Here is a 25,773-nt window from a genome sequence, read left to right as displayed (position 1 = left end):
CATACCCGGCCCGGTATTGACGTGAGCGGGGCAGAACCAGCAACGGATCGACAACAAGCGGGACTTGTAATCATCACGTGCGTTGACGGTGCAATTGGTCTAAGCCAGTATCCGAAGCGCTGGTCTGTACCACTCGCGCAGACCTCCCCGCACCACATTCGGAGGATTCGCGTGAAGCGTCAGGTACTGGCCACGCTCGGCACTGCCGTCCTGCTGGCCACCGCCGTCGGCTGCTCGTCCGGCGGAAAGTCGGCCGCCCCCGCCGGCACTGTCGACCCGAAGAGCGTCACCGGCACCGTCACGGTCTGGCTCATGGACGACGCGCAGAAGAGCTGGCCGGAGCTGGTGCAGCAGGTCAACGACGAGTTCGGCGCCAAGTACCCGAACGTCCAGCTGAAGCTCAGCTACCACACCTGGAAGGACAAGATCGCCGAGCTGGACGCCGCGATCGCCGCCAACCAGGTGCCCGACGTGGTCGAGCTCGGCAACACCGAGACCACGAAGTACATGGTCAACGGGGCGCTGGCAGGACTCGACCGGACCGATTTCGACAACTCCGACAACTGGATCAAGGGTCTCGCCGACACCTGCACGTACAACCAGAAGCTCTACTGCGTTCCCTACTACGCGGGCGCCCGGGTCGGCGTCTACAACGCGAAGATGTTCCAGGACGCCACCGGTTCCGCGAGCCTGCCGCAGACCGAGGAGGAGCTGACCGCCGCCCTCGACAAGGTCGCCCTGCGCTACAAGAGCACCCCCGGCTTCTCCGCGCTCTACCTGCCCGGCCCCTACTGGTACGCCGCGATGTCCTACGTCACCGCGTACGGCGGCTCGATCGCCAAGTTCGACTCCGCCGGCATCTGGCACGGAACCCTGCACGACACCAAGTCGCAGGCCGGCCTCCAGCACTTCGTCAACCTGGTGAAGACGTACAACAAGGGCGATCTGAAGGTCAACGAGGCCAAGCAGGCCGGCGTGCTCGGCCACGAGAAGGCCGCGCTGATCTACGCCAACGGCTGGGAGCTGAGCGACGCCATCGCGCCGATCACCGGCACCCCGGCGCTCAAGGACTCGCTGAAGATCGTCACCATGCCCGGCCCGAACGGCAAGCCGCTGCCCTCCTTCATCGGCGGCTCCGACCTCGCCGTCACCGCGAAGTCGCAGAACGCCGCGGCCGCCACCGACTGGGTACGGATGTTCACCAGCACCAAGTCCCAGCAGGTGCTCGCCGACAAGGACACCCTGCCCAACAACCTCACCCAGCTGGCGCCGCTGAAGAACAAGCCCGCCACCGCCGCGGCCGCCAACGCCGTCCAGGACGCCTGGTTCACCCCGGCCGCCCCCGGCTGGGGCGCGGTCGAGAAGCAGAACGTCCTGGTGAACATGCTCGACGCGATCTTCAAGGGCAAGAGCGTCGAGGACGCCACCAAGGAAGCCGACGCACAGATCGACCAGCTGATCAACAACCCGTCCTGATCCGATTTCTGTGGACCGGGTGCCGACGCACGGCCCCCGGTCCACGTAGGATCGGCACAGCACAGTTCCACTGCAGCGAGGGTGCGGTCTCGCCGCCGTTCAAGAGGTCCCCGTCGGGCGTCCCGCCCCACGGGGTAGATCCATCTCTCCACGGAGGCACACCCCGATGTCCGACCCGCAGACTGTTTCCGTACCCGGCAGGATCATGTCGGCGGAGATGGCCGAGCAGCCGGCCGTCCTGCAGCGCATCCTCGACGAGGGCGCGCCGGCGATCCGTGAGATCGCCACGCAGATCGCCGCCCGCAACCCGCGGTTCGTCCTGCTCACCGCCCGCGGCACCTCCGACAACGCCGCGCTGTACGCCAAGTACCTGATCGAGGTCCTGCTCGGCAAGCCCGCCGGCCTCACCTCGATGTCCACCACCACCGCCTACGGCGCCAAGCCGGACCTCACCGACTGCCTGGTCATCACCGTCAGCCAGTCCGGTGGCTCGCCCGACCTGGTCGCCTCCACCAAGGCGGCCCGCGAGGCCGGCGCGATCACCCTGGCGGTCACCAACAACGCCGGCTCGCCGCTCGCCGAGGTCTCCGAGTTCCACATCGACGTGCTGGCCGGGCCGGAGAAGGCCCTGCCCGCCACCAAGACCTACACCGCCGAGCTGCTCGCGCTGTACCTCTTCGTCGAGGGCCTGCGCGGCAACGACGGCTCCGCGGCGAAGGTCCTGCCGGAGCTGGCCGCCGGCATCCTGGCCCGCCAGGCCGAGGTCAAGGCGCTCGCCGAGCGCTACCGCTTCGCCCAGCGCCTGGTCATCACCTCGCGCGGCTACGGCTACCCGACCGCCCGCGAGGCGGCGCTGAAGCTCATGGAGACCACCTACATCCCGGCCTCCCCGTTCTCCGGCGCCGACCTGCTGCACGGCCCGCTGGCCATGGTCGACAACGTCTCCCCGGTCATCGCGATCGTCCCCGACGGTCGCGGCGGCGAGGCCCTGCAGCCGGTCCTCGACCGCCTGCGCGGCCGGGGCGCGGACCTCGTCGTGGTCGGCCAGCAGGACCAGGTCGACGCCGCGAGCGCCGGCTTCGCCCTGCCCGGCGGCGTGCCCGAGGAGGTCCAGCCGATCCTGGAGATCCTCCCGCTCCAGCTCCTCGCCTACGAGGTCACCATCGCCCGCGGCCAGGACCCGGACGCGCCGCGCGCTCTCGCGAAGGTCACCGAGACGCACTGACGCCTGCTGCACGAAAGGCCGCTCCCACGAGAAGTCGGTGGGGGCGGCCTTTTTTGGGAGGGGGCGGGCTGTGGAGTGCGAAACCGGGGGAGTGCGAAGACCGGGGAGGCGCGCGCGAGCGCGTGGGTTCGCGCCCTTGCAGTGCTCCGGAAAACACTACGGGCCACGGCGCCGACACAGGACCCTCAACCTGTGCGGCACCGCAGCCCGGAGCTGTATGTCGGAGGCGGGTCTCGGCCGAGAGTTGTGCGGGACTCTCGAACGACGCCTCCGACCGCGGAGCGGCCTCGCGCGGTCAGGGCAGTTGCGCGGGGGGCCTCTCCTTGGTGCACTTTCATTGTGGACTAGACCAATCCGCGTTGTCCAGGGGCTCCCCCCGATTGGTCTGGACAACGTGGGCCGTGGCGGTCGGAGATACGCTCACGGTGTGCCCTCGCTGAACGAACTCGTCCGCCGCCACACCACCCTCACCGGTGCCGACGTGGAGTGGCTGCATCTGCTGGTCTCGGAGTGGCAGTTGCTCTCCGACCTGTCCTTCGCCGACCTGGTGCTGTGGATCCCCACCTGGGACGGCATCCGCTACGTCTCGGTGGCCCAGATGCGGCCCAACACCGGCCCGACCTCGTACCAGGACGACATGGTCGGCCACCTGGTGCCCCGGGGGCGGCGGCCGTTGCTGGACGCCGCGTACGACGAGGGGCGGATCGTCCGGGAGGGCGACCCGGAGTGGCGGGAGGAGGTGCCGGTGCGGGTGGAGTCCATCCCGGTGCGACGGGAGGGCAAGGTGCTGGGCGTGATCGCCCGGAACACCAACCTGCTGACGGTGCGCACCCCGAGCCGGCTGGAGCTGACCTACCTGCAGAGCGCGTCCGACCTGGCGCAGATGATCGCCGCCGGCACCTTCCCGTTCCCGGGCGCCGAGCAGACCGACATGGACGCCGCGCCGCGGGTCGGCGACGGCCTGATCCGGCTGGACGCGGAGGGCGTGGTGACGTACGCCAGCCCGAACGCGCTGTCGGCGTACCACCGGCTCGGGCTGACCACCGACCTGGTGGGCAGTCATCTCGGCCAGGCCACCGCCGAGTTGGTGCCGCCGAGCCGCGGCAAGGTGCACGAGTCGATGGTGAAGATGGCCAGCGGCTGGGCGCCCCGACAGACCGAGGTGGAGGCGCAGGGCGGCGTGGTGACCCTGCGGACCATCCCGCTGAAGCCCAAGGGGACGCCCACCGGTTCGCTGGTGCTCTGCCGCGACGTCACCGAACTCCGGCGTCGGGACCGCGAGTTGATGACCAAGGACGCCACCATCCGGGAGATCCACCACCGGGTGAAGAACAACCTCCAGACGGTCGCGGCACTGCTGCGGCTGCAGTCCCGCCGGATGGACTCCGACGCCGGCCGGGCCGCGCTGGACGAGGCGGTGCGCCGGGTCGGTTCGATCGCCATCGTGCACGAGACGCTGTCGCAGGCGCTGGACGAGCAGGTGACGTTCGACGAGATCGCCGACCGGGTGCTGGCGATGGTGATGGAGCTGTCCCAGGACGGCCGGGTGTCGGCCCGCCGCAGCGGCTCGTTCGGCATCCTGTCCGCCGAGGTGGCCACCCCGCTGGCGATGATCCTCACCGAGCTGACCCAGAACGCGCTGGAGCACGCGTTCGGTCCGTCCGCCTCCGGCAACCTGGAGGTGAGCGCGCTGCGCGGGCGTGCGCCGGTCGGCGGCAAGGGCTGGTCGGACAGCTGGAACAGCGGGGCGCGGCCGGAGGAGTACCTGCTGATCACCGTGCAGGACGACGGCGGGGGCATGCCGGAAGGCTTCGACCCGCAGCAGGCCGGCAACCTGGGCCTGCAGATCGTCCGCACCCTGGCCACCGGTGAACTCGGCGGCAGCTTCGACATGGTGGCCGCGCCCGGCGGCGGCACCAAGGTGGTGCTGGAGATCCCCGTCCGCTGACGGCAGGTCGGGAAGAGAAACGAGGCCCTGCCGACCGGGGGGGTGGGTCGGCAGGGCCTCTCAACCCGGTCCGGCCGTCGGGGGGAGTCGGCCGGAACGGGGGCTCTGGTGTGGCGCGACGCCCGCCTCGTGTGTGTTGCACACGGTGAGCGCCACAGGTCCACAATATTGCTCTAAGTGAACAGTATCAAGTGCCTGGGCGGCTCGCGTCGTCGGCCCCGCAACTGGAGCGGGGCCCGTTCGGGAAGGCTCGGCCGGCCAAATGCGGCCGAACCCTTGATCATGGGTTGATCTGTAAGGCTTCTGACGGTGTGTCAGGCGGTGCGGGCGCGGTTGCGGGCGGCGCGGCGCTTCATCGCACGACGCTCGTCCTCGCTCATGCCGCCCCAGACGCCGGCGTCCTGGCCGGTCTCGAGCGCCCACTGCAGGCACTGCTCCATCACGGGGCAACGGCGGCACACGGCCTTGGCTTCCTCGATCTGCAGCAGAGCAGGACCGGTGTTCCCGATCGGGAAGAACAGCTCCGGGTCCTCTTCGCGGCAGACAGCGCGGTGGCGCCAGTCCATGGTCGTCCAACTCCTCCGGTCGACAGGCGGTAGCCCGCGACTCACTCGTACGGCTTGTGAATGTGAACGCTTTCACGAATCCCGCAACAGCAAAAGGGACCAAAGGCCCACCGGGCCCGGGAGGTCTTTGCTGAGAGGGGTTCGGCGATTCGAGGGACTCTGCCGCGATGTCGTCTGCGGTGTGTCCCGATCGCCATGTAGAGGTTCGCAAACCTCGAAGCCGGATACAACCCCCTTCGGCAAGAAATTTTTGATTCTTCGGTGTCGCCTACCTCACAGGCGGTACTTCTATGGAGTGAAGGGGCTCGCACGTTCGAGTGCAAGGTGAAGACCCCCTTCTGGTCACACAATCACACGCAGTGCCCGCCGTACGCCTGTGAAACTGACGCGACTCCTGTCTCCAAGGTGGTCCCCGTCGACCTGAAACGGCACAGGTTCCTGTGAAACCAAGGTGAAGTGCCTGACGTCGTGATAGGAGACGAGATGCTTCCCGGCCGGGCCTGCGGGGTTCGCGTCACCCTCTGCGGGGGCCTGTGGGCGCAGGATCTGACGGACCGTCCGGGCTGTGCGGAACGCCGTCATTCGAGTGATGCCGAAGATGTCCAGGTCGGTTTCGAAGGACGCCGAGGGGGACGGAAGGACCGGACGGGAGCCCAGAAAAGTCCAGGGAGAGGTGTTGGAGACTATGGCCATCACCATGCCCGGAACCGGCTCGCGGCCGTTGATCTCCAGCGTGATCGGACCCGAACGGCGGTGTTCACGCTCGGTGACGTAGTGCCGCAGCGCCTCCATGACATAGAGCGCGTGAGTGGATTTGCGCCCCGCCCGGCGCTGACGCTCCACCCGGCCGACGACACCCGCGTCGAACCCCAGTCCGGCAGTGAAGGTGAACCAGCGGTCCGGCTCGCCGGCGGTCAGCGCCTTGCCCAGACCGATCGCGCGCTCCCTGTGGTGCTCCAACGCGTCCAGGAGTGCGCCGGTCGCCTCCACCGGGTCGTTCGGGAGCCCCAGCGCACGCGCGAACACATTGGTCGAACCACCCGGCACCACCGCCAGCCGCGGCACCCGCTCGCCCGGCCCGTGCGCCAGCAGGCCGTTCACGGTCTCGTTCACGGTGCCGTCGCCGCCCAGCGCCACCACCAGGTCCACCGTGCCGTCCTCGGCCGCCTGACGGGCCAGATCGCCCGCGTGGCCCCGGTACTGGGTCTCCGCGACGTCCAGCTTCAGGTCGCTGCGCAGGGCATGGATCAGGACGTCCCGGGTCCGGCCACTGGTGGTGGTCGCCTTCGGGTTCACGACCAGGAGAGCGCGCATGGCGATCAGCCTACGACCCGTCCGACATAAGACGACCGTTACCCTGGCCCGGTGACCGCTGAATCCGCTACCGCCACCGCCACCGCACCCGACCGGCCCGTCCCGCTGCTCGTGGGCGCGGGTATCACCGCGCTCGAAGGCGCGGCGATGGCGGGCTGGGGGATCTACGACCTGATCTCCGGCTTCGTCGGCTCGGGCACCGACTTCGGCCGCACCGAGATGGGCGGCATCGTGCTGCTGCTGATGGGCCTGCTGCCGCTGATGGCCGGCCGCGCCCTGCTGCGCGGGCAGAAGTGGGGCCGCAGCCCCGCCGTGCTCACCAACTCCATCTGCCTGCCGGTCGCGTACTACATGTGGCAGTCCGGCGGCGGCATGGTCGCCGTCGGCGCCGCGATCGGCGTCGTCGGCCTGATCGGCATCGTCTCGCTGCTCAACCCGCGGGTCACCGCGGTGCTGTACGGCGACCGGTAGACCCACGACGACACGCAGGGCCCGCCCCCGGGTTCGGGGGCGGGCCCTGCGGCGTTCGCACGGGTCGGCTACTCCTCGACCAGCAGCTTCTCGCGCAGCTGCGCCAGGGTGCGGGCCAGCAGCCGGGAGACGTGCATCTGGGAGATGCCGACCTCGGCCGCGATCTGCGACTGCGTCATGTTCCGGAAGAACCGCAGCACCAGGATCTTCTGCTCCCGGGGCGGGAGTTGGGCCAGCAGCGGCTTCAACGACTCGCGGTACTCGACGCCCTCCAGCGCCTCGTCGGTGGCGCCCAGGGTGTCCGCCACGGCAGGCGACTCGTCGTCGCTGTCCGGGACGTCCAGCGACAGCGTGGAGTACGCGTTGGCGGACTCCAGGCCCTCCAGCACGTCCTCCTCGGAGATCCCCAGGTGCTCCGCCAGCTCGTGCACCGTGGGGGAGCGGCCGTGCCGCTGGGAGAGCTCGCTGGTCGCCGTGGTCAGCGACAGCCGCAACTCCTGCAGGCGGCGCGGCACCCGCACCGCCCAGCCCTTGTCGCGGAAGTGGCGCTTGATCTCGCCGACGATGGTGGGCGTCGCGTAGGTGGAGAACTCCACGCCCCGCTCGTGGTCGAAGCGGTCCACCGACTTGATCAGGCCGATGGTGGCGACCTGGGTCAGGTCGTCCAGCGGCTCGCCGCGGTTGCGGAAGCGGCGGGCCAGGTGCTCGACCAGCGGGATGTGCATCCGGACCAGCTGGTTGCGGATCTCCACCCGCTCCGGCGAGCCCTCCGGCAGCTCGGACAGCCGCACGAACAGGGCCCGGGCCGCCTCGCGGTCCGGCGCGCCGCTGCGGTGCCCCTGCGCCGGCACGGTCGAGCGGACGGCCTCGGCGGCGGACGCCGGGGCGGCGTTCCCCTCCTCGGGCTCGGCCGCGGGCCGCTCGGGCTTCGGGTCGGTCGGCTGGCTCATCCGGCTGGGGTCCTTCGGGAGGGCTTCGTCAGGGGTGGCGGTGCGGGCAACGCTCGCCTGCGGCGGTACGACGGCAACTGTGCGGTCCAGATCACTCACGGCGATCACCCGTTCCGTTCCGAGAAACGACACTGGTTAAGGCTGGGCCGAGGACCCGCCGCGCTTCTTGTTCAGGCTGATGGAGACGGTGTTGTCCGCGGCCACCGCGGACTCCACCTCCCCGGCCAGCGCGGAGAGGACCGTCCACGCGAAGGTGTCCCGCTCCGGGGCGCGTCCGTCGGTGGTCGGCGCGGACACGGTGACCCGCAGCGCGTCGCCCACCAGGCGGAACTCGCAGCTCAGGATCGAGCCCGGAACGGCCTGTTGGAGCAGGATCGCGCAGGCCTCGTCCACTGCGATGCGGAGATCCTCGATCTCGTCCAGGGTGAAGTCCAAGCGGGCCGCGAGGCCGGCCGTAGCCGTCCGCAGCACCGAGAGGTAGGCGCCCGCCGCGGGCAGGCGGACCTCAACGAAGTCCTTCACTCCGGGCTCGCCGTCGATCTGGGACACCCTCACCTCCTGGATGAAGCTCGGTGCTCGGGGCCCGGAGGCCCCGGCGCCACCACTGGCATTGGTTCAACTGCCTTGTGCCCCGAGACGTTACCGCGCTCGGGGTCGGTCTGTCGTGATCTCCGTCCACCGTCACGGGAACGAGGGATCAGAGTTCGAACGGGACTGCGCTCAGCGGGGCGTGGAGCCCAGCTCGACGAGCGCGTCGTCGGTGAGCCGGAAGACCGTCCACTCGTCCATCGGGACCGCGCCCAGGGACTTGTAGAAGCCGATCGACGGCTCGTTCCAGTCCAGCACCGACCACTCCATCCGGTGGTAGCCGCGCTCCACGCAGATCCGGGCCAGTTCGGTGAGCAGCGCCTTGCCGTGGCCGCCGCCGCGCTTGTCGGGGGAGACGTACAGGTCTTCCAGGTAGATGCCATGAGTGCCGCGCCAGGTCGAGAAGTTGCGGAACCACAGCGCGAAACCGGCCGGCACGCCCGACTCGTCCTCGGCGATCAGGCCGAACAGCGCCGGGTGCTCGCCGAACAGCGCGTCGTGCAGCTGCTCCTCGGTGGCCCGGGCCTCGTGCAGGGCCTTCTCGTAGTCGGCGAGCTCGCGGATCATGGCGTGGATGACGGGGACGTCGGCGGGAGTCGCATTGCGGATCATACGATCGAGCGTACTCATCTCCCCCCTCCTTCCGGAAAGGTCCGTCGCCCGGGAAATTGCTGTATGCCCGGGACGAACCCCGGAAAACCCCGACCCGGCGGGCGCGCCCGGTGCGGGCGGCGGGTGCGGGCGGCGGGTGCGGGCGTTCGGTGCGGCGGCGGGGAAACGCGGAGCCCGGCCGCCGGCGCCCCCGGGCGGGGCGGTGGCGGCCGGGCTCCGGCACGCTGAACTGGCGCGGCGTCAGGCCTTCTTGGTCTCCCAGAAGATGCCGTCGATCTCGGCGATCAGGTCCAGCAGGGCCTGGCCGGTCGCCGGGTCGGTGGACGCCTTGGCGGCCGAAGCGGCCTTGCCCGCACGGTTGAACAGGTCGTGCAGGCCCGGGTAGGCCTCGAAGTGCGGGGCCTTGAAGTAGTCGGTGTGCAGCACCGAGAGGTGGTGCTTGACCAGCTCGGCGCGCTCCTCCTTGATGACGATCGCGCGAGCGCGGAACTCGGCGTCCTCGTTGGCCTGGTACTTCTCCTGAGTGGCCTTCACGGACTCGGCCTCGATGCGGGCCTGAGCCGGGTCGTACACGCCGCAGGGCAGGTCGCAGTGCGCGTGGGCGGTGACCCGCGGAGCAAACAGACGAGAGAACATGGGGGTCCTTCCTTAGATCGTCTTCCCGGGCCCGACATTACCCTCACGGCGGGCCGAATTCGCCGTCGCCCCGGGGGCCTAGGGCAAAAGAAGGAGTGGGAATCGTGCGATATGGGACACCGCTCGGCGTGGCCGACATCGCCGGACCGTCGATGCGCCGGCTGCTGGCCGACGGCGACCGGGTGCTGGTGCGCTACGGCGCGCCACTGCGGCCGGGTGCGATCGCGCTGTTCCGGCATCCGCTGCAACAGGACCTGCTGGTGGTGAAGCGGGCGGTGGGCCGCCGTCCGGGCGGCTGGTGGATGCTCTCCGACAACCCGCTGGTGCGCACCGACAGCCGCGAATACGGCGCGGTGCCGGACGAGTTGGTGCTCGGCCGGGTGCTGCTGCGGCTGGCGCCCCGGCCGGCCTGGCTGGCCCCCGGACGCCGGCTGGAGCGCGCCCTGCGCGGCCGCCCGGCGTGGCTGGCCGAACGGCTGGGCGTCAGCGCGCCGGTGGAGACGGAGCTCTGACGGCCGCTCAGTCCTGTGCGGTCGCGGCGGCCGAGGCGCGCAGCGCCTCCTGGCGCTTGCGGGCCCGGTAGGCGGCCACGTTGGCGCGGGTGGCGCAGCGGTCCGAGCAGTAGCGGCGGGAGCGGTTGGTGGAGGTGTCCAGGTAGGCGTTGCGGCAGGGCGAGGCCTGGCAGATGCCGAGCCGGTCGACGCCGAGCTCGGTGAGGTGGATGGCCAGCCCCATGCAGGCGACCGCGGCGTAATTGGCGGCGGCGGTGGGCGCGTTGTCGGCCAGGTGCAGGTGCCAGTTGGGCCGGCCGGTGTCGTCCAGGTCGTCGTGGCCGGAGACCAGCGGGCTGACGGGGTACTCCACCATCAGGCTGTTCAGCAGGTTGACGGCGCGGACGTCCTCGCTCTCGGCGGCGGCCTCGAAGACGCCGCGCAGCCGGGTGCGGACGCCGCGCAGCCTGGGCAGGTCCGACTCGTCGGCGAGCGCGGAGGCCCGGGCCGAGGTGGTGCCGAACAGGGCCCGGACGGCGTCCACCGAGGTGAGGTCGTCGGTGCCGCGGGCCGGCTCCTCGCTGTTGACCAGCCGGACGGCGAAGTCGGCGTACGAGGCGAGATCCACGGGGGTCCTTCCAGGGGGGGTGTAACGGGCTGAAGGACTCCAGGGTATTACAGCGGGCACGAGAGCCCTGCGGGCGCGAAAGCGGGCGGGCGCGGGGAACTGAGCGACAAGCGCAAGTCACGTCCGCAAGGTCGCGATCACGTGCAGGTCATTGTCCTGCGTCGCGATCTTGCGGACGTGGCGCGTTCCCCCTCGCGCAGTTCCCCGCGCCCCTGGTTGTGCGTTGTCAGAGCACCTTGGAGAGGAATGCCCTGGTGCGCTCGTGCTGCGGGTTGGTGAGCACCTCGCGCGGGTGGCCGGACTCGACGACCACGCCGCCGTCCATGAACACCAGGGCGTCGCCGACCTCGCGGGCGAAGCCCATCTCGTGGGTGACCACGATCATCGTCATGCCCTCCTCGGCCAGGCCGCGCATGACGTCCAGCACCTCGCCGACCAGTTCGGGGTCGAGCGCCGAGGTGGGCTCGTCGAACAGCATCAGCTTGGGCTGCATGGCCAGCGCCCGGGCGATCGCCACCCGCTGCTGCTGGCCGCCGGAGAGCTGGGTGGGGTAGTTGCGGGCCTTGTCGGACAGTCCGACCCGCTCCAGCAGGGCCATCGCCCGTTCCTTGGCGGCGGCCCGGTTCTCCTTCTTGACCTGCACCGGCGCCTCGATGACGTTCTCCAGTGCCGTCATGTGCGGGAACAGGTTGAACCGCTGGAACACCATGCCGATGTCCCGGCGCTTCAGCGCGACCTCGCGGTCCTTCAGCTCGTACAGCCGGTCGCCGCGCTGCTGGTAGCCGACCAGCTCGCCGTCGACGTACAGCCGGCCGGCGTTGATCTTCTCCAGGTGGTTGATGCACCGCAGGAAGGTGGACTTGCCGGAGCCGGACGGGCCGACCAGGCAGAACACCTCGCTCTGCTTGACCTCCAGGTCGATGCCCTTGAGCACCTCGACCTGGCCGTACGACTTGTGCACGCCCTCGGCCTTGACCATCGGGCGGTCGTCGACCGCCACCGGCGCCTTGGTCAGGTCGGTCATGCCTGGCTCCCTTCGTCCGTCACCGCGGCGGGCTTGCGGGCGGAGGAGCCGCCGAGCAGGGCCCGCAACCGCTGGATCGGGGTGGGTGGCAGCGTCCGGTTGGCGCCCCGGGCGTAGTGCCGCTCGATGTAGTACTGGCCGACCGTCATGACCGAGGTCATCAGCAGGTAGTAGATGGAGACCGCGATCAGCACCGGCACGGTCTGGAAGGTGCGGGCGTAGATGTCGTGGCCGGCGGTGAACAGCTCGACCAGCGCGATCACCTGGACCAGCGAGGAGTTCTTCAGCATCGAGATGGTCTCGTTGCCGGTCGGCGGGATGATCACCCGCATCGCCTGCGGCAGCACGATCCGGCGCATGGTGGCGGCCTTCGACATGCCGAGCGCGTGGGCGGCCTCGGTCTGGCCCTCGTCCACCGACTGGACGCCGGCCCGGACGATCTCCGCCATGTACGCGGCCTCGTTCAGCGCGAGGCCGAGCAGGGCGGCGGTGAACACCGGGACGAGGGTGTTGGCGTCCTCGGAGAAGAAGGACGGGCCGAACGGGATGCCGATCGACAGCTTCGGCCACAGGTAGCCGATGTTGTTCCAGAACACCAACTGCACCAGCAGCGGGGTGCCGCGGAAGATCCAGATGTAGAACCAGGCGGTGCCGGACAGCACCGCGTTGCCGGACAGCCGCATGACGGCCAGCAGCACGCCGCCGACCACGCCGATCACCATCGACAGCACGGTCAGCTCGATGGTCACCCAGATGCCGTGCAGCACGGTCCGGTCCTGCATGGTCTGCCAGACCACGTCCCACATGAAGGCGGGGTTGTAGATGAGGGTGTGCAACAGCATCGCCGCGAGGACGGCGATGACCGCCACTCCGGCCCAACGTCCGGGGTGGCGGACCGGGACGGCCTTGATGGCCTCAGGCCGTCCCGATGTCACCGACCCCTGGTCGGTCTTGTTCACGTGATTACCTCGGCAGGGGTTCGGGCGGCAGGGGGTCAGCTCTTGGCGGCGTTGATCTCGGAGGTGGTGACGGCGCCCGCGGAGACGCCCCACTTGTCGAGGATCGTCTTGTAGGTGCCGTCGGCGATCAGCGCGGTGATCGCGCCCTGGACGGCCTTGGTCAGCTCGCTGCCCTTGTTGACGATCGCGCCGTAGGGGGCGGAGTCGTAGGTGTCGCCGAGCTTCTCCAGCTGGCCGCCGGTCTGCTTCAGCGCGTAGTCGATGACCGGGGAGTCGGCGAGCATCACCTGCTCGCGGCCGGCCATCAGGGACTGGGTGACGTCCGTCTGGAGGGTGAACTTGTCGCCGTCGTTCGGGATGGTCGGCTTGCCGGCCTTGACGCAGTCCGGGTTGCGGACGTCCTTGATCTCGTCGGCCTGGGTGGTGCCGGTCTGCACCGCGACCTTCTTGCCGCACAGGTCCTTGGGGTCGATCTTGGCCGGGTTGCCCTTCTTCACGGCGGCGGCGGAGCCCGCGGTGAAGTAGGTGATCATGTCGACGGTGGCCTCCCGCTCCTTCGTGTCGGTGAAGGAGCTCATGCCGAGCTGGTACTTGTTCGACGTGATGCCCGGGATGATCGAGGTGAAGTCGGCGTTCTGGACGTCCGCGGTCAGGCCGAGCTTCTGGGCGATGGCGACCGCTAGGTCGATGTCCATGCCGACGATCTTGCCGCTCTCGTCCTTGAACTCGTTGGGCGCGTACGACGCGTCGGCGGCGACCACGAGCTTGCCGGAGGACTTCACGTCGGCCGGGAGCAGGGCGGCCAGCGCGGGGTCGGCGGACGCGGCCGGGACGGCCTGGGTCGGTATGGCCGCGGGGCCCGCGGCACCGGCCGAGCCGGACGAGGCGGTGTTGCTGCCGCACGCGGTGAGGAGCAGGGAGCCGGTGGCGAGGACGGCGGCAGCGGCGATGAGCCGGGTGCGCTGGGTGCGAGCAGTCATGAGGGGGATCTCCTCCTGGGGGTCGGACGGGTCTGCGCCGCGGGGGGAGCGGTGCGGTACAGCGGGGTCGGTGCTCTCGCCACCCTCCGCCGAGGTGACAGGTGGATCCGATGTGTGGGGAATCCTGCCACCGTGCACGGCCGATCGGACCTCGGATCAGATCAAAATCGGATAACAGGACCACCATGTGTCCGCTATTCGGACCATTATCCTAGCCATGTCACATTGCGCATAAGTATGCACCTTGGGCGTGTCGGGGCCCGGAACCGCCACCGGTCCGGGCCCGTCCCCACGCGGCCCGGTCAGAAGCCGCCGTTCACCACCGCGTTCTGCGCCGCACCTGCGGACAGGCCCCACTTCGAAAGGATCTTGTCGTACTCACCGCTGCGGATCACCCGGTCGAGCGCCTTCACCAGGGTGTCCCGCAGCACCGTGTCCTCCTTGGACAGCACGATGCCGTACGGCCCCGCCTGCATCTGCTCGCCCGTCACCTGGAACTGCGCCCCACCGCGCCCCTGCTGCGCCGCGTACGCCGCGGCGGGCGTGTCACTCAGGTCCGCGGCCGCCTTGCCCTGCGCCACCAGCGCCAACGCCTGGTCGTCGGTGTCGGTCTCCTGCACCGTCAGCTTCTTGTGCGAGGACTTCTCGCACACCCCCGCCTGACGCTCCGCCAGCGTCGCCTGAACGGTGCCGCGCTGCAGCGCCACCGTCCGCCCGCACAGGTCGTCCAGCGTGGTGATCTTCTGCGGGTTGCCCTTGGCCACCACGATCGAGGTGCCGGTGACGAAGTAGTCCACGAAGTCGACGCCGGAGTTCATCTTCATGCCCTTGGCGTCGGTGCCGTCCCGGCGCTGCAGGTTGTCCGTCACACCGGCCATCACCACGTCGAACTGGTGGGCCTGCAGCCCCATGAACAGCTTGTCGAACGGCACCTGGGAGAACTCCACCCGCACCCCCAGCACCCCGCCCAGCGCGTTCGCCAGGTCCACGTCCAGGCCGTCCGGCTTGCCCGCGGCGTTCTTGAACCCGATCGGGGCGTACCCCAGGTCCGTGCCGATCCGCAGCACCCCCGTGCTGCGCACCTGCTCGGGCAGCTGCCCGTGCAGGTCGGGGGCGGCCGGGCCGCCCGAGGAAGAGCTGCCGCACGCGGTCAGCAGAAGGGACCCGGCCGCCGCAGCGATGCCGAGGCGCTGTCTTGCAGCGGAACCGGAGGAGAGGGAGGCGAACGACATGACACGTGCTCCTGTGGGAGAGGTGGTGCGGTCCTCCTCCGCCGGGCACGGGCGCACCAGGGTGTGCGCGACCGCACGACGGCGGCGGGAGATGCCGGACAGCGCCGAAAGGGCGGGGGAACGTCCGGACAACGGTGGTCGAACCCCGGATACTGCCATCCCTCCCGGACGACCCCGGTGGCGGGTGTGTCAGAATCTGGTAACGGGTGACCCCCGACGCAGAACTCAGACCGCCGGTTCGCCACAGGGCCGGAGGTGCGCAGGAACGGAAGCCGTCACCGGCTCCGTATCCGAGGCACCAGCTCCCACACGTGTCTGCGTTCACTCCTGCGAGTGCCTGCGGACCCCTCGCTTCGGGGGCCACGCGGAACAAGACGGACCCGGTGCAAGGTGCGATGCCGGCGTCCCGACGAAACAGCGCAGAACACCTAAACCCTCATTCGAGGGCGCCCGCCCGACGGCAGCGCCCCGACCCGGCCACGGGTACGCCGACCACGGCGTGCCCGTCCTTCGCGCACCGGCGCGCGAACGGGTCGAAGTCCGTCGGAAGCGCCTTCGCCGATATGACGAAGAGGTCATTGTGGCAGCGGAGATCATCACCGAAACCCAGAGCACGGACGACCCGGTCGACGCCGTCTTCGCGCTGCACCGCGGCGGCAAGATGGAGATCCGGGCGACCGTCCCCGTGCGCGACGCGGACGACCTGTCCCTCGCGTACACCCCCGGCGTGGCCCGGGTCTGCACCGCCATCGCCGAACAGCCCGCGCTGGTCAACGACTACACCTGGAAGGCCAACACCGTCGCCGTCGTCACCGACGGCACCGCGGTGCTCGGCCTCGGCGACATCGGCCCCGAAGCCTCGCTGCCCGTCATGGAGGGCAAGGCCATCCTGTTCAAGCAGTTCGGCGGCGTGGACGCGGTGCCGATCGCGCTGGCCTGCACCGAGGTCGACGAGATCGTCGAGACCGTGGTTCGGATGGCCCCGTCCTTCGGCGGCGTCAACCTGGAGGACATCGCCGCCCCGCGCTGCTTCGAGATCGAGAAGCAGCTCCAGGAGCGCCTCGACATCCCCGTCTTCCACGACGACCAGCACGGCACCGCGATCGTCACCACCGCCGCGCTCTGGAACGCCGCCAAGGTGACCGGCCGCGAGATCGGCGACCTCCGCGCCGTCATCTCCGGCGCCGGCGCGGCCGGCATCGCCATCGCCAAGATGCTGGTCGCCGCCGGCATCGGCGACGTCGCCGTCTGCGACCGCCGCGGCGTGGTGCACGAGGGCCGCGGCGACCTCACCGACGTCAAGGCGGAGATCGCCGCGCTCACCAACCGGACCGGCCGGAAGGGCAGCCTCGCGGACGCCCTGAACGGCGCGGACGTCTTCATCGGCGTCTCCGGCGGCACCGTCCCCGAGGAGGCCGTCGCCACCATGGCGCCCGGCTGCTTCATCTTCGCGATGGCCAACCCCACGCCGGAGATCCACCCCGAGGTCGCCCACCGCTACGCGGCCGTCGTGGCCACCGGGCGCTCCGACTTCCCGAACCAGATCAACAACGTGCTGGCCTTCCCGGGCATCTTCGCCGGCGCGCTGTCGGTCCGGGCCAGCCGGATCTCCGAGGGCATGAAGCTCGCCGCCGCGAAGGCCCTGGCGGGCGTCGTCGCGGACGAGCTGACCGCACAGAAGGTCATCCCGTCCCCCTTCGACGAGAGGGTCGCCCCGGCGGTCACGCGGGCCGTCGCGGCGGCGGCGAAGGCGGAGGGGCTCGCGCGGCTGTAGGAGCACAGGGGCGCGGGGAACTGCGCGACAAGCGCCGACCCGTCCGTGAGGTCGCGATCAACGGCAAGTCATTGCCCGCGTCGCGACCTTGCGGTTGGGGGCCTTCCGCTTCGCGCAGTTCCCCGCGCCCCTGGTTGTGCTCTCCCTGGTTGTGCTCTCCGCGTCCGCGCAGGTTCGCACCCGCCCGCGTGCGCAATATGCGTCGTCTCACAGTGAGTCGTGGTTAACAGCCGGGCGGCCGCAGGGCTATGGTCCGGGCATGTTTGCTGCCTATGCCGCCCGTATCAGTCCTGACGATCCGTTGAGCGCGCTGGAGTTGGGCGAGGTGCCCGAGCCCGCGGTGCGGCCTGGGTGGAGTGTGGTGACGGTGAAGGCCGCCACGTTGAACCACCATGATCTGTGGTCGTTGCGGGGGGTGGGGCTGCCGGAGGGGCGGTTGCCGATGGTCCTGGGGTGTGATGCCGCAGGCGTCGATGAGGACGGCAACGAGGTGGTGATCCACTCGGTGGTCGGGCAGAGCGGCCACGGGGTGGGACCGGACGAGCCGCGGTCGATCCTCACCGAGCGGTACCAGGGGACGTTCGCGCAGCGCGTCGCGGTGCCGACGTGGAACCTGCTGCCGAAGCCGAAGGAGCTGAGCTTCGAGCAGGCGGCGTGCCTGCCGACCGCGTGGCTGACGGCGTACCGGATGCTGTTCACCAACGCGGGCGTGAAGCCGGGCGACACGGTGCTGGTGCAGGGCGCCGGTGGCGGGGTGTCGACGGCACTGGTGGTGCTGGGGAAGGCGGCGGGCCTGCGGGTGTGGGTGACCGGCCGGGACGAGGCCAAGCGGGCCCGGGCGGTGGAGCTGGGCGCGGACGCCGCGTTCGAGAGCGGGGCCCGGCTGCCGGAGCGGGTGGACGCGGTGATGGAGACGGTGGGTGCGGCGACGTGGTCGCACTCGGTGAAGTCGCTGCGTCCGGGCGGCACGATCGTGATCTCGGGGGCGACCAGCGGGCCGAGCCCGAAGGCCGCCGAGCTGAACCGGATCTTCTTCCTGGAGCTGAAGGTGGTCGGTTCGACCATGGGTTCGAAGGAGGAGCTGGCCGGCCTGCTGGCGCTGTGCGCGAACTCCGGGGTGCGCCCGGTGATCGACTCGGTGCGGCCGCTGGCGGAGGCCCGGTCGGCGTTCGAGCAGCTGGAGCGGGGGCAGGTGTTCGGCAAGCTGGTGCTGACGCCCTGAGTCGGAGGGCCCCTGTCCGTCCAGTCAGGGGCCCTCCGGGTCTCAGCGGCGCCCGTGCAGGGCGTGGGCGGCTGCGGCCAGGGCCTGCTGGGCGCGGGCCAGGTCGGCGGCGTTGACGCCGCGGTCACGGGCGGTGTCCCGGACGTGGTCGCGGAAGCGGTCGAGCAGGCGTTCCAGTTCGCGGGCCGGGTCGCCGGACGGATCGGTGCGGGCCCAGTCCGGCAGGTCGCCGGGGGCGGCGTCCTTGTCGAGGTCGATCCGGACGGGTTCCTCGGCGGCCGGGGTGTCGGTGGAGCCCCAGCGGGCGGCGTCGGCCAGCGAGCCGAGGCCGCGGGTCAGTTCGGCCAGGCCCTCGGCGAGGCCGGTGGACCAGTCGCCGTGCGAGGTGTGCTCGCGGACCTGCTCCTCGATCCGGCGCTTGAGCCGCAGCGCCTCCTGCTGGGCGGCGGTGCGGGCGGCCTTGGACTGCTCGCGCAGCCGCTTGGCCTCGGCCTCGGCGGCCTTGGCCTGCTGCCGGGCCGCCTTCTCCTGCTCCTTGGCGCGGCGGGCCTGCTCCTTGGCCTCGGCCTTGAGGCGGGAGAACTCGTCCTTGGCGCGCTGCCAGGACTCCTTGCTCTGCCAGGGGGTGGCGAACGGGTCGCCGCCGGCGGCCGGGGTCTGCTCGGCCTGCTGCCACAGCTCGGCGCGCAGGTCCTTGGCGCTGTCCCGGACGTCCTGCCGGATGGCACCGGCGAGCTGGCCCACCGAGTCGTGGATCTCCACCTCCAGGGCCGTCAGTTCGGCCTGCCGGGAGGCGAGTTCGGCGCGCCCGGCGTCGGTCAGCCGGTAGACCTTGCGGCCGCCCTCGGTGGTGTGGCTGACCAGGCCCTCGGCCTCCAGCTTGGCGAGCCGGGGGTAGACGGTGCCCGCGGAGGGCGCGTACAGGCCGTGGAAGCGCTCCTCCAGCAGGCGGATCACCTCGTACCCGTGGCGGGGGCTCTCGTCGAGCAGCTTCAACAGGTACAGACGGAGCCGGCCGTGGCCGAACACCGGGGTCATCTCAGACCTCCTTGGTCAGGTCGAGCGGGCCGGCGGGCAGTTCCTTGGCCGGCCGGTCCTCCTCGGCGTCGGGACGGCGCTGGACGGTGACCGCACCGGTGACGGTGGTCACCTGGAGGCGGCCGGCGCCCGAGCCGAGCTGGCCGGAGAGCTTCTTGGAACCCCAGCCGCCGCCGACCTGGAGCTCGGCGAAGGCGCTGGAGAGGGTGCCGCTGGTGGTGCCGGCCTGGACCTTGGCGTCGGCGAACGAGGGCAGTCGGACGCCGACCGCGCCGGAGACGGTGGTCACGCCGATGTCGGTGGGGGTGGCGGCGTCCAGGTCGAGGGTGACCGCGCCGGACACCGAGTGGGCGCGGATCCGGGTGGCGCTGCCGGCCACCAGGGTGACCGCGCCGGAGACCGTGTTGACCTTCAGCTCGCCGGACAGGCCCTCGGCGTCCACGTCGCCCGAGACGGTGTTGGCGGAGACCAGGCCGGTCAGCCCGGCCAGCGTGGTGTCGCCGCTGGCGCCGTGCACGCCGACCTCGCCGGCGATGCCGGAGACGGTGGCGTGCGCGGAGACCGTGCCGACCTTGACCGCGGCGGCGGCCGGAACGGCCACCGTGACCTCGACCCGGCGCTTGCGGCGCAGGCCGGAGAAGTACGACTTCACGGTCTGCACGGACTTCGCGGCCTCGCCGAACTCGGCCCAGCTGAGGTCCTTGTAGCTGACGGTGAGCACGCCGTCGAGCAGGGTGACCTCCAGCGGTTCGCCCTCCAGGGCCGCCACTTCGAGGCGCGCCGGTCCCTCGGTGGGGACCACGTTCACGGTGCCGTCGACGGCCCGGACGTGCAGGATGTGCACGGCCTCGTCGAAGGTGATGGTCTCGGTGCTGTCTACCGTCCGCTGGAACATGTCCGGCTCCCCGTCCTCCCATACGCGATGTATCGCGTTGTCGTTGGTGTTTACGATATATCGCGTCGGGCGGAAGTCAAGGAGATCCGACCCCGATCCGGACCCGGAGCGCACCCCGGTCGACCCCGACCCCACCCCGAGGAACGACCCCGGGAAAGCCGACGGCCCGGTGGGCGAAAACGCCTACCGGGCCGTGCTGTCGGGACTGCGGGTCAGTCCTCGTCGTCCTCGTCGTCCAGCCGGGCCAGCCAGGTGGCCAGCCGCTCGACCGGCACCTCGAAGTCCGGGTTCAGGTCCACGAACTCCCGCAGGCGCTCGGCCAGCCACTCGAAGGTGACCTCCTCCTCGCCTCGCCGGCTCTCCAGCTCCTCGATGCCGCGGTCGGTGAAGTACACGGTTGCTCGCTCCGGTGATGGTTCTGCTACGCCGCCGCCCAGAATAGTGCGTCGCCCGGAAACGACGCGGCCCCCGCCCCCGGAGACCGGGGACGGGGGCCGACAGGGCCGGGCGGGCGTCAGCGCGTCAGAGCGCGAACACCTCGTTGACCAGGGCCTCCTGCTCGGCGGCGTGCCGCTTGGCCGAGCCGACCGCGGGGGCCGAGGAGGCCGTGCGGGCGACGCGGCGCAGACGGGCACCGCTGTTGGCGGAGCGGCCGACGACGACCTGCAGGTGGTCGACCAGGTTCATCGCGATGAACGGCCAGGCACCCTGGTTGGCCGGCTCCTCCTGCGCCCAGACGAACTGGACGTCCTCGCCGTAGCGGGCCAGCTCCTCCTGGAGCTCCGCGATCGGCAGCGGGTACAGGCGCTCGACACGGACGATCGCGGTGTCGGTGACGCCGCGCGCGGTCCGGGCCGCCTCCAGGTCGTAGTAGAACTTGCCGGAGGTGATGACCACCTTGCGCACCTGCGCCGGGTCCACCGTGCTGTCGCCGATCACCGGGCGGAACGAGCCGCTCATGAACTCGGACGCCGAGGACGCCGCAGCCTTCAGACGCAGCATCGACTTCGGGGTGAAGACGACCAGCGGCTTGTGGTGCGGGTTGTGCGCCTGCCAGCGCAGCAGGTGGAAGTAGTTCGACGGCGAGGTCGGCATCGCGACCGTCATGTTGTCCTGCGCGCACAGCTGCAGGAAGCGCTCCGGGCGGGCGGACGAGTGGTCCGGGCCCTGGCCCTCCATGCCGTGCGGCAGCAGCAGGGTGACGCCGGAGTGCTGGCCCCACTTCTGCTCGGCGGACGCGATGTACTCGTCGACCATGGTCTGCGCGCCGTTGACGAAGTCGCCGAACTGCGCCTCCCACATGACCAGCGCGTTCGGGCGGGTCAGCGAGTAGCCGTACTCGAAGCCCATCGCCGCGTACTCGCTGAGCAGCGAGTCGTAGACGGTGAAGCGGGCCTGGTCCTCGGTCAGGTACATCAGCGGGGTGTAGTCCTCGCCGGTGTTCCGGTCGATCAGCACCGCGTGGCGTTGACCGAAGGTGCCGCGGCGGGAGTCCTGGCCGGCCAGCCGGACCGGGTGGCCCTCCATCAGCAGCGAACCGATGGCGAGCGCCTCGCCGGTGGCCCAGTCGATGGTGTTGTCCTCGATCGAGGCGGCACGGCGCTGCAGCTGCGGCAGCAGACGCGGGTGCACGGTCAGCCAGTCCGGCAGGTTGACCTGCGAGGCGGCGATCCGCTTGACCATCTCGGCGGAGATGCCGGTCTGGATGGCCACCGGGAAGTCCGAGACCGGACGGCCGATCTCGGCCGGCGCCGGGGCGGTGGTGGCCTCGCGGACCTCCGCGAACACCTTCTCCAGCTGGCCCTGGAAGTCCTGGAGCGCCTGCTCCGCCTCTTCCATGGTGATGTCGCCGCGACCGATCAGCGCCTCGGTGTACAGCTTGCGCACCGAACGCTTCTTGTCGATCAGGTCGTACATCAGCGGCTGGGTGAACGACGGGTTGTCGGCCTCGTTGTGACCGCGGCGGCGGTAGCAGATGAGGTCGATGACGACGTCCTTGTGGAACGCCTGGCGGAACTCGAAGGCCAGCCGCGCGACGCGGACCACGGCCTCCGGGTCGTCACCGTTCACGTGGAAGATCGGCGCCTCGATCATCCGGGCGACGTCGGTGCAGTACATCGACGAGCGCGAGGAGGTCGGGGCGGCGGTGAAGCCGACCTGGTTGTTGACCACGATGTGCACGGTGCCGCCGGTGCGGTAGCCGCGCAGCTGCGACATGTTCAGGGTCTCCGCGACCACGCCCTGGCCCGCGAAGGCCGCGTCGCCGTGGATCTGGATCGGCAGCACCGGGAAGGTCGTGCCGCCGAAGTCCAGGATGTCCTGCTTGGCGCGGGCGATGCCCTCGACGACCGGGTCGACCGTCTCCAGGTGGGACGGGTTCGCGGCCAGCGACACCTTGATGGTCTCGCCGTCCAGGCCGGTGAAGGTGCCCTCGGAGCCCAGGTGGTACTTCACGTCGCCGGAGCCGTGCATCGACTTCGGGTCGAGGTTGCCCTCGAACTCGCCGAAGATCTTGCCGAACGGCTTGCCGACGATGTTCGCCAGCACGTTCAGACGGCCGCGGTGCGCCATGCCGATGACGGCCTCGTCGAGGCGGTGCTCGGCGGCGGCGTCGATGGTGGCGTCCAGCAGCGGGATGAGCGACTCGCCGCCCTCCAGCGAGAAACGCTTCTGCCCGACGTACTTGGTCTGCAGGAAGGTCTCGAACGCCTCGGCCGAGTTCAGCCGGCGCAGGACGCGCAGCTGCTCCTCGCGCTCCGGCTTCGTGTACGGCTTCTCCAGGCGCTCCTGCAGCCAGCTGCGCTGGGCCGGGTCCTGGATGTGCATGTACTCGATGCCGACGGTGCGGCAGTACGTGTTGCGCAGCAGGCCGAGGATGTCGCGGAGCTTCATCATCTTCTGGCCGCCGAAGCCGCCGACCGCGAACTCGCGCTCCAGGTCCCACAGGGTGAGGCCGTGCGTGGTGACGTCCAGGTCGGGGTGCTTGCGCTGCATGTACTCCAGCGGGTCGGTGTCGGCCATCAGGTGGCCGCGGACCCGGTAGGAGTGGATGAGCTCCATGACGCGCGCGGTCTTGTTGACCTCGTCGTCGTGCGTGGTGGCCACGTCGGTGGCCCAGCGCACCGGCTCGTACGGGATCCGCAGGGACTCGAACACCTCGTCGTAGAAGTTGTTCGCGCCCAGCAGCAGCTGGTGGATCGAGCGCAGGAACTCGCCCGAGGCCGCGCCCTGGATGACCCGGTGGTCGTAGGTCGAGGTGAGCGTCATGATCTTGGAGACGCCCAGGCGGGCCAGGGTCTCCGGGGAGGAGCCCTGGAACTCGGCCGGGTACTCCATCGCGCCGACGCCGACGATGGTGCCCTGGTTCTGCATCAGACGCGGCACGGAGTGCACGGTGCCGATGCCGCCCGGGTTGGTCAGCGAGACCGTGACGCCGGTGAAGTCGTCCATGGTCAGCTTGTTGGCGCGGGCCCGGCGGACGATGTCCTCGTAGGCCTGCCAGAAGCCGAAGAAGTCGAGCGTCTCGGCCTTCTTGATGGCTGCGACGACCAGCTGGCGGTCGCCGTTCGGCTTGACCAGGTCGATGGCGAGGCCCAGGTTCACGTGCTCGGGCTTCACCAGGTAGGACTTGCCGTCCTCCACCTTGTAGCTGTAGTTCATGCCCGGGTTGGCCTTCACGGCCTGAACCAGCGCGTAGCCGATCAGGTGGGTGAAGGACACCTTGCCACCGCGGGCGCGCTGCAGGTGGTTGTTGATGACGATGCGGTTGTCGATCAGCAGCTTGGCGGGCACCGCGCGCACCGAAGTGGCGGTCGGAACCTCCAGCGAAGCATCCATGTTCGACGCCACGGCCTTGGACGGGCCGCGCAACTGCACCAGCTCCGGACCCGCCGCGGGCGCCTTCGCCGGGGCGGCCGGAGCGGCGGCCTTCGGCGCGGGCGGGGCGGCGGGAGCGGCGGCCAGCGGCTGCGCGGGCGCCGGGGCAGCGGCGGCCGGAGCGGCTGCGGCCGGGGCCGGAGCCTGCGTCGCAGCCGGAGCAGCGGCAACGGGAGCGGCAACGGGGGTCGGCTGGGCGCCGACCGGAGTTGCGGCCTGGGTCACTGGAGTCACCTCGGTACCGGGCTTGTAGTCGGCGAAAAAGTCCCACCAGGCGCGATCGACCGAGGCCGGGTCCTGGAGGTACTGCTGGTAGATCTCGTCGACGAGCCACTCATTGGGGCCGAAGCCAGTGGAGCTTGCCGAGCTGGGGGTTTCTTGGTGTGGCGACACGGGGCAACCGCCCTCTTCCGCTTCCTTTTGGGATGGTGGACAGCGGGGATTAAGGCTACGCCTCCGATCAGTGATCGCGCAGTCCCCGGTGGGCAGGCGTCGCCCAGATCACATCGTCGGACCGGATTTTGGCCGGAACTGTGCGTTAGAGATGTCGGAAAGCAGGGAACTGCCGGGTCGGTCGATCGCTGCCAAACCGAGTGAAAATCGGACGAACAGGTGGTCAGAGGCGGTGCGGGACGGCCCGGGTTCGGGACCGATCGGCCCCGAACCCGGATTTGTACCGGTTCCGCCACAAACTAGGCGGCGACGCTCTTCCCGCCCGGCAGGGTGACCTCGATCCGGCAGCCCTCGCCGGCCTCCGCGACCCGGATCCGGCCGCCGTGCAGGTCCACCGCCCAGCGGGCGATCGCCAGCCCGAGGCCGGTGCCGCCGTCGCTGCCCGGGCCGAGCGCGGTCGGCGAACCGCTGCGGCCGAACCGCTCGAACACCCGCTCCCGGTCGGCGACCGGAATGCCCGGACCCTGGTCGTCCACCTCCAGCAGCAGCCCGCCGCCCTCCGCCGTCCGGGCCCGCACCGTCACGGTGCCGCCGGCCGGCGAGTGCTTGCAGGCGTTGTCCACCAGGTTGGCCACCACCTGGTGCAGCCGCTCCGCGTCCGCCACCGCCGACAGGTCGGCCGGCTGCACGTCGAGCGCCAGTCGCACGTCCTCGCGCCGGGCGTACGCGCCGCCCGCCGTCGCGCCGTCCACCGTCACGCCCCGCAGCACGCCGTCCAGGAACTCCCGTACCCGGAACGGGCGGGAGTCCAGCGGGACCACGCCGTCGTCCAGCTTCGACAGGTCCAGCAGGTGGGTGACCAGCCGGCCCAGGCGTTCGGTCTGCTCCAGTGCGGTGCCCAGGTTCTTCGGGTCCGGCTTCACCACGCCGTCGACCACGTTCTCCAGCAGGCCGCGCAGCGCCGCGATCGGCGTGCGCAGCTCGTGCGAGACGTTGGCGATCAGCTCGCGGCGGTGCCGGTCGGCGGCCTCCAGGTCGCCCGCCATCCGGTTGAAGGTGTCGGCCAGCTCGCCGATCTCGTCCCGCGAGGAGACGTGCACCCGGGCGCTGTAGTCGCCCTCGGCCATCGACCGGGCGGCCGCCGTCATGTCCCTGAGCGGCGCGGTCAGGCCGTTCGCCAGGAACTGCATGAACAGCAGCGAGGCGATCAGCGAGAAGATCATGATGATCCGGATCTGGGTCTCCGACCGGATCGCCACCACCACCATGCCGGTGGCGAGCACCACCGAGACGACCACCAGCATCGCCAGCTTGCCCTTCACCGAGCGCACCGGGTCGAACGGGCGGATGTCGGCCCACACCCGGCGCGCGGCGCGCACCGCGAGCGGGGGCCGCGGGGTCGGCTCGGCTTCCCCGTTGCGTTGCTGCGGAAAGGTCATGGTGTCCCTCGGACTCGTCGTCCCCCGTGCACGACC

At 70.4% G+C, this 25,773-nt stretch carries 23 protein-coding genes; 7 read left to right on the top strand and 16 right to left on the bottom strand.

The window, feature by feature from the left end:
- Positions 1-171 precede the first annotated feature (171 nt).
- The 3 genes from AMK19_RS21925 to AMK19_RS21915 all read left to right on the top strand — a co-directional run bounded on the left by AMK19_RS21925 (position 172) and on the right by AMK19_RS21915 (position 4,649).
- Entirely contained in the window at positions 172-1,476 is a 1,305-nt protein-coding gene (locus AMK19_RS21925; RefSeq protein ID WP_073814359.1) for an extracellular solute-binding protein, read from the top strand.
- 166 nt (positions 1,477-1,642) lie between these two features.
- The gene (locus AMK19_RS21920; RefSeq protein ID WP_073814357.1) at positions 1,643-2,701 is read left to right on the top strand and encodes an SIS domain-containing protein; all 1,059 of its coding nucleotides are present in this window, start codon (positions 1,643-1,645) and stop codon (positions 2,699-2,701) included.
- 427 nt (positions 2,702-3,128) lie between these two features.
- On the top strand, positions 3,129-4,649 hold the full coding sequence (locus AMK19_RS21915) for a sensor histidine kinase (RefSeq protein WP_073814355.1): 1,521 nt from the start codon (positions 3,129-3,131) through the stop codon (positions 4,647-4,649).
- Between the two features lie 314 nt (positions 4,650-4,963).
- Here AMK19_RS21915 and AMK19_RS21910 read toward each other — a convergent pair whose 3' ends face one another.
- Both AMK19_RS21910 and AMK19_RS21905 read right to left on the bottom strand, forming a co-directional pair.
- Positions 4,964-5,215, bottom strand: coding sequence for a WhiB family transcriptional regulator (locus AMK19_RS21910; RefSeq protein ID WP_014138019.1), 252 nt, complete (start codon positions 5,213-5,215; stop codon positions 4,964-4,966).
- Positions 5,216-5,557: 342 nt separating this feature from the next.
- Positions 5,558-6,529, bottom strand: coding sequence for a diacylglycerol/lipid kinase family protein (locus AMK19_RS21905; RefSeq protein ID WP_073814354.1), 972 nt, complete (start codon positions 6,527-6,529; stop codon positions 5,558-5,560).
- 51 nt (positions 6,530-6,580) lie between these two features.
- Between AMK19_RS21905 and AMK19_RS21900 the strand changes: the two genes are divergently transcribed.
- Positions 6,581-7,000, top strand: coding sequence for a hypothetical protein (locus AMK19_RS21900; protein ID WP_073814353.1), 420 nt, complete (start codon positions 6,581-6,583; stop codon positions 6,998-7,000).
- 68 nt (positions 7,001-7,068) lie between these two features.
- Here the strand turns inward: AMK19_RS21900 and AMK19_RS21895 are convergent, their stop codons facing one another.
- From AMK19_RS21895 to sodN, 4 genes are all read right to left on the bottom strand, one after another.
- Positions 7,069-8,049 (bottom strand): RNA polymerase sigma factor SigF, encoded by a 981-nt coding sequence (locus tag AMK19_RS21895; RefSeq protein ID WP_073814519.1) that lies wholly within the window; start codon positions 8,047-8,049, stop codon positions 7,069-7,071.
- Positions 8,050-8,085: 36 nt separating this feature from the next.
- Positions 8,086-8,499 carry an anti-sigma regulatory factor gene (locus AMK19_RS21890; protein WP_073814352.1) on the bottom strand — a complete coding sequence of 138 codons (414 nt, stop codon included), beginning with the start codon at positions 8,497-8,499 and terminating at the stop codon, positions 8,086-8,088.
- Between the two features lie 171 nt (positions 8,500-8,670).
- Complete coding sequence (locus AMK19_RS21885; RefSeq protein WP_073814351.1) at positions 8,671-9,150, bottom strand: GNAT family N-acetyltransferase; 480 nt, start codon at positions 9,148-9,150, stop codon at positions 8,671-8,673.
- Positions 9,151-9,390: 240 nt separating this feature from the next.
- Positions 9,391-9,786, bottom strand: coding sequence for a superoxide dismutase, Ni (gene sodN / locus AMK19_RS21880; protein WP_073814350.1), 396 nt, complete (start codon positions 9,784-9,786; stop codon positions 9,391-9,393).
- 104 nt (positions 9,787-9,890) lie between these two features.
- Here sodN and sodX point away from each other — a divergent pair, with 104 nt between their 5' ends.
- Positions 9,891-10,298 carry a nickel-type superoxide dismutase maturation protease gene (sodX, locus tag AMK19_RS21875; RefSeq protein WP_073814349.1) on the top strand — a complete coding sequence of 136 codons (408 nt, stop codon included), beginning with the start codon at positions 9,891-9,893 and terminating at the stop codon, positions 10,296-10,298.
- A 7-nt stretch (positions 10,299-10,305) separates the two neighbouring features.
- Here sodX and AMK19_RS21870 read toward each other — a convergent pair whose 3' ends face one another.
- The 5 genes from AMK19_RS21870 to AMK19_RS21850 all read right to left on the bottom strand — a co-directional run bounded on the left by AMK19_RS21870 (position 10,306) and on the right by AMK19_RS21850 (position 15,100).
- Positions 10,306-10,905: a CGNR zinc finger domain-containing protein gene (locus tag AMK19_RS21870; protein ID WP_073814348.1), complete on the bottom strand. Its 600-nt coding sequence runs from the start codon at positions 10,903-10,905 to the stop codon at positions 10,306-10,308.
- A 226-nt stretch (positions 10,906-11,131) separates the two neighbouring features.
- Entirely contained in the window at positions 11,132-11,884 is a 753-nt protein-coding gene (locus AMK19_RS21865; RefSeq protein WP_073814515.1) for an amino acid ABC transporter ATP-binding protein, read from the bottom strand.
- A gap of 41 nt (positions 11,885-11,925) precedes the next feature.
- On the bottom strand, positions 11,926-12,888 hold the full coding sequence (locus AMK19_RS35360) for an amino acid ABC transporter permease (RefSeq protein ID WP_073814347.1): 963 nt from the start codon (positions 12,886-12,888) through the stop codon (positions 11,926-11,928).
- Between the two features lie 35 nt (positions 12,889-12,923).
- Positions 12,924-13,868, bottom strand: coding sequence for an ABC transporter substrate-binding protein (locus AMK19_RS35355; protein WP_073814345.1), 945 nt, complete (start codon positions 13,866-13,868; stop codon positions 12,924-12,926).
- A 302-nt stretch (positions 13,869-14,170) separates the two neighbouring features.
- Complete coding sequence (locus tag AMK19_RS21850; protein ID WP_073814343.1) at positions 14,171-15,100, bottom strand: ABC transporter substrate-binding protein; 930 nt, start codon at positions 15,098-15,100, stop codon at positions 14,171-14,173.
- 580 nt (positions 15,101-15,680) lie between these two features.
- Between AMK19_RS21850 and AMK19_RS21845 the strand changes: the two genes are divergently transcribed.
- Together AMK19_RS21845 and AMK19_RS21840 are read left to right on the top strand one after the other, a co-directional pair.
- On the top strand, positions 15,681-16,874 hold the full coding sequence (locus tag AMK19_RS21845; protein WP_073814342.1) for an NAD(P)-dependent malic enzyme: 1,194 nt from the start codon (positions 15,681-15,683) through the stop codon (positions 16,872-16,874).
- A 259-nt stretch (positions 16,875-17,133) separates the two neighbouring features.
- On the top strand, positions 17,134-18,096 hold the full coding sequence (locus AMK19_RS21840; RefSeq protein WP_073814340.1) for a zinc-binding dehydrogenase: 963 nt from the start codon (positions 17,134-17,136) through the stop codon (positions 18,094-18,096).
- 42 nt (positions 18,097-18,138) lie between these two features.
- On the opposite strand, the gene AMK19_RS21835 is transcribed toward AMK19_RS21840, so the two are convergent.
- From AMK19_RS21835 to AMK19_RS21815, 5 genes are all read right to left on the bottom strand, one after another.
- Positions 18,139-19,134 (bottom strand): PadR family transcriptional regulator, encoded by a 996-nt coding sequence (locus AMK19_RS21835; protein WP_073814337.1) that lies wholly within the window; start codon positions 19,132-19,134, stop codon positions 18,139-18,141.
- 1 nt (position 19,135) lies between these two features.
- The gene (locus tag AMK19_RS21830; RefSeq protein WP_073814335.1) at positions 19,136-20,029 is read right to left on the bottom strand and encodes a DUF4097 family beta strand repeat-containing protein; all 894 of its coding nucleotides are present in this window, start codon (positions 20,027-20,029) and stop codon (positions 19,136-19,138) included.
- A gap of 212 nt (positions 20,030-20,241) precedes the next feature.
- The gene (locus AMK19_RS21825) at positions 20,242-20,424 is read right to left on the bottom strand and encodes a DUF6104 family protein (protein WP_073814331.1); all 183 of its coding nucleotides are present in this window, start codon (positions 20,422-20,424) and stop codon (positions 20,242-20,244) included.
- A 127-nt stretch (positions 20,425-20,551) separates the two neighbouring features.
- On the bottom strand, positions 20,552-24,298 hold the full coding sequence (locus AMK19_RS21820) for a multifunctional oxoglutarate decarboxylase/oxoglutarate dehydrogenase thiamine pyrophosphate-binding subunit/dihydrolipoyllysine-residue succinyltransferase subunit (protein ID WP_073814328.1): 3,747 nt from the start codon (positions 24,296-24,298) through the stop codon (positions 20,552-20,554).
- A 299-nt stretch (positions 24,299-24,597) separates the two neighbouring features.
- Complete coding sequence (locus AMK19_RS21815; protein WP_073814326.1) at positions 24,598-25,737, bottom strand: HAMP domain-containing sensor histidine kinase; 1,140 nt, start codon at positions 25,735-25,737, stop codon at positions 24,598-24,600.
- Positions 25,738-25,773: the final 36 nt, after the last annotated feature.

It is taken from the genome of Kitasatospora sp. CB01950 (assembly GCF_001905465.1).
In the GTDB taxonomy this organism is placed as follows: Bacteria; Actinomycetota; Actinomycetes; order Streptomycetales; family Streptomycetaceae; genus Kitasatospora.
This window is presented reverse-complemented; position numbering and strand designations above follow the sequence as displayed.

Coding starts and splice junctions, on each gene's coding strand:
- AMK19_RS21920 (WP_073814357.1), top strand. CDS start 1,643: ATGTCCGACCCGCAGACTGTTTCCGTACCCGGCAGGATCATGTCGGCG.
- AMK19_RS21910 (WP_014138019.1), bottom strand. CDS start 5,215: ATGGACTGGCGCCACCGCGCTGTCTGCCGCGAAGAGGACCCGGAGCTG.
- AMK19_RS21905 (WP_073814354.1), bottom strand. CDS start 6,529: ATGCGCGCTCTCCTGGTCGTGAACCCGAAGGCGACCACCACCAGTGGC.
- AMK19_RS21885 (WP_073814351.1), bottom strand. CDS start 9,150: ATGATCCGCAATGCGACTCCCGCCGACGTCCCCGTCATCCACGCCATG.
- sodN (WP_073814350.1), bottom strand. CDS start 9,786: ATGTTCTCTCGTCTGTTTGCTCCGCGGGTCACCGCCCACGCGCACTGC.
- AMK19_RS21865 (WP_073814515.1), bottom strand. CDS start 11,884: ATGGTCAAGGCCGAGGGCGTGCACAAGTCGTACGGCCAGGTCGAGGTG.
- AMK19_RS35355 (WP_073814345.1), bottom strand. CDS start 13,868: ATGACTGCTCGCACCCAGCGCACCCGGCTCATCGCCGCTGCCGCCGTC.
- AMK19_RS21850 (WP_073814343.1), bottom strand. CDS start 15,100: ATGTCGTTCGCCTCCCTCTCCTCCGGTTCCGCTGCAAGACAGCGCCTC.
- AMK19_RS21840 (WP_073814340.1), top strand. CDS start 17,134: ATGTTTGCTGCCTATGCCGCCCGTATCAGTCCTGACGATCCGTTGAGC.
- AMK19_RS21835 (WP_073814337.1), bottom strand. CDS start 19,134: ATGACCCCGGTGTTCGGCCACGGCCGGCTCCGTCTGTACCTGTTGAAG.
- AMK19_RS21830 (WP_073814335.1), bottom strand. CDS start 20,029: ATGTTCCAGCGGACGGTAGACAGCACCGAGACCATCACCTTCGACGAG.
- AMK19_RS21815 (WP_073814326.1), bottom strand. CDS start 25,737: ATGACCTTTCCGCAGCAACGCAACGGGGAAGCCGAGCCGACCCCGCGG.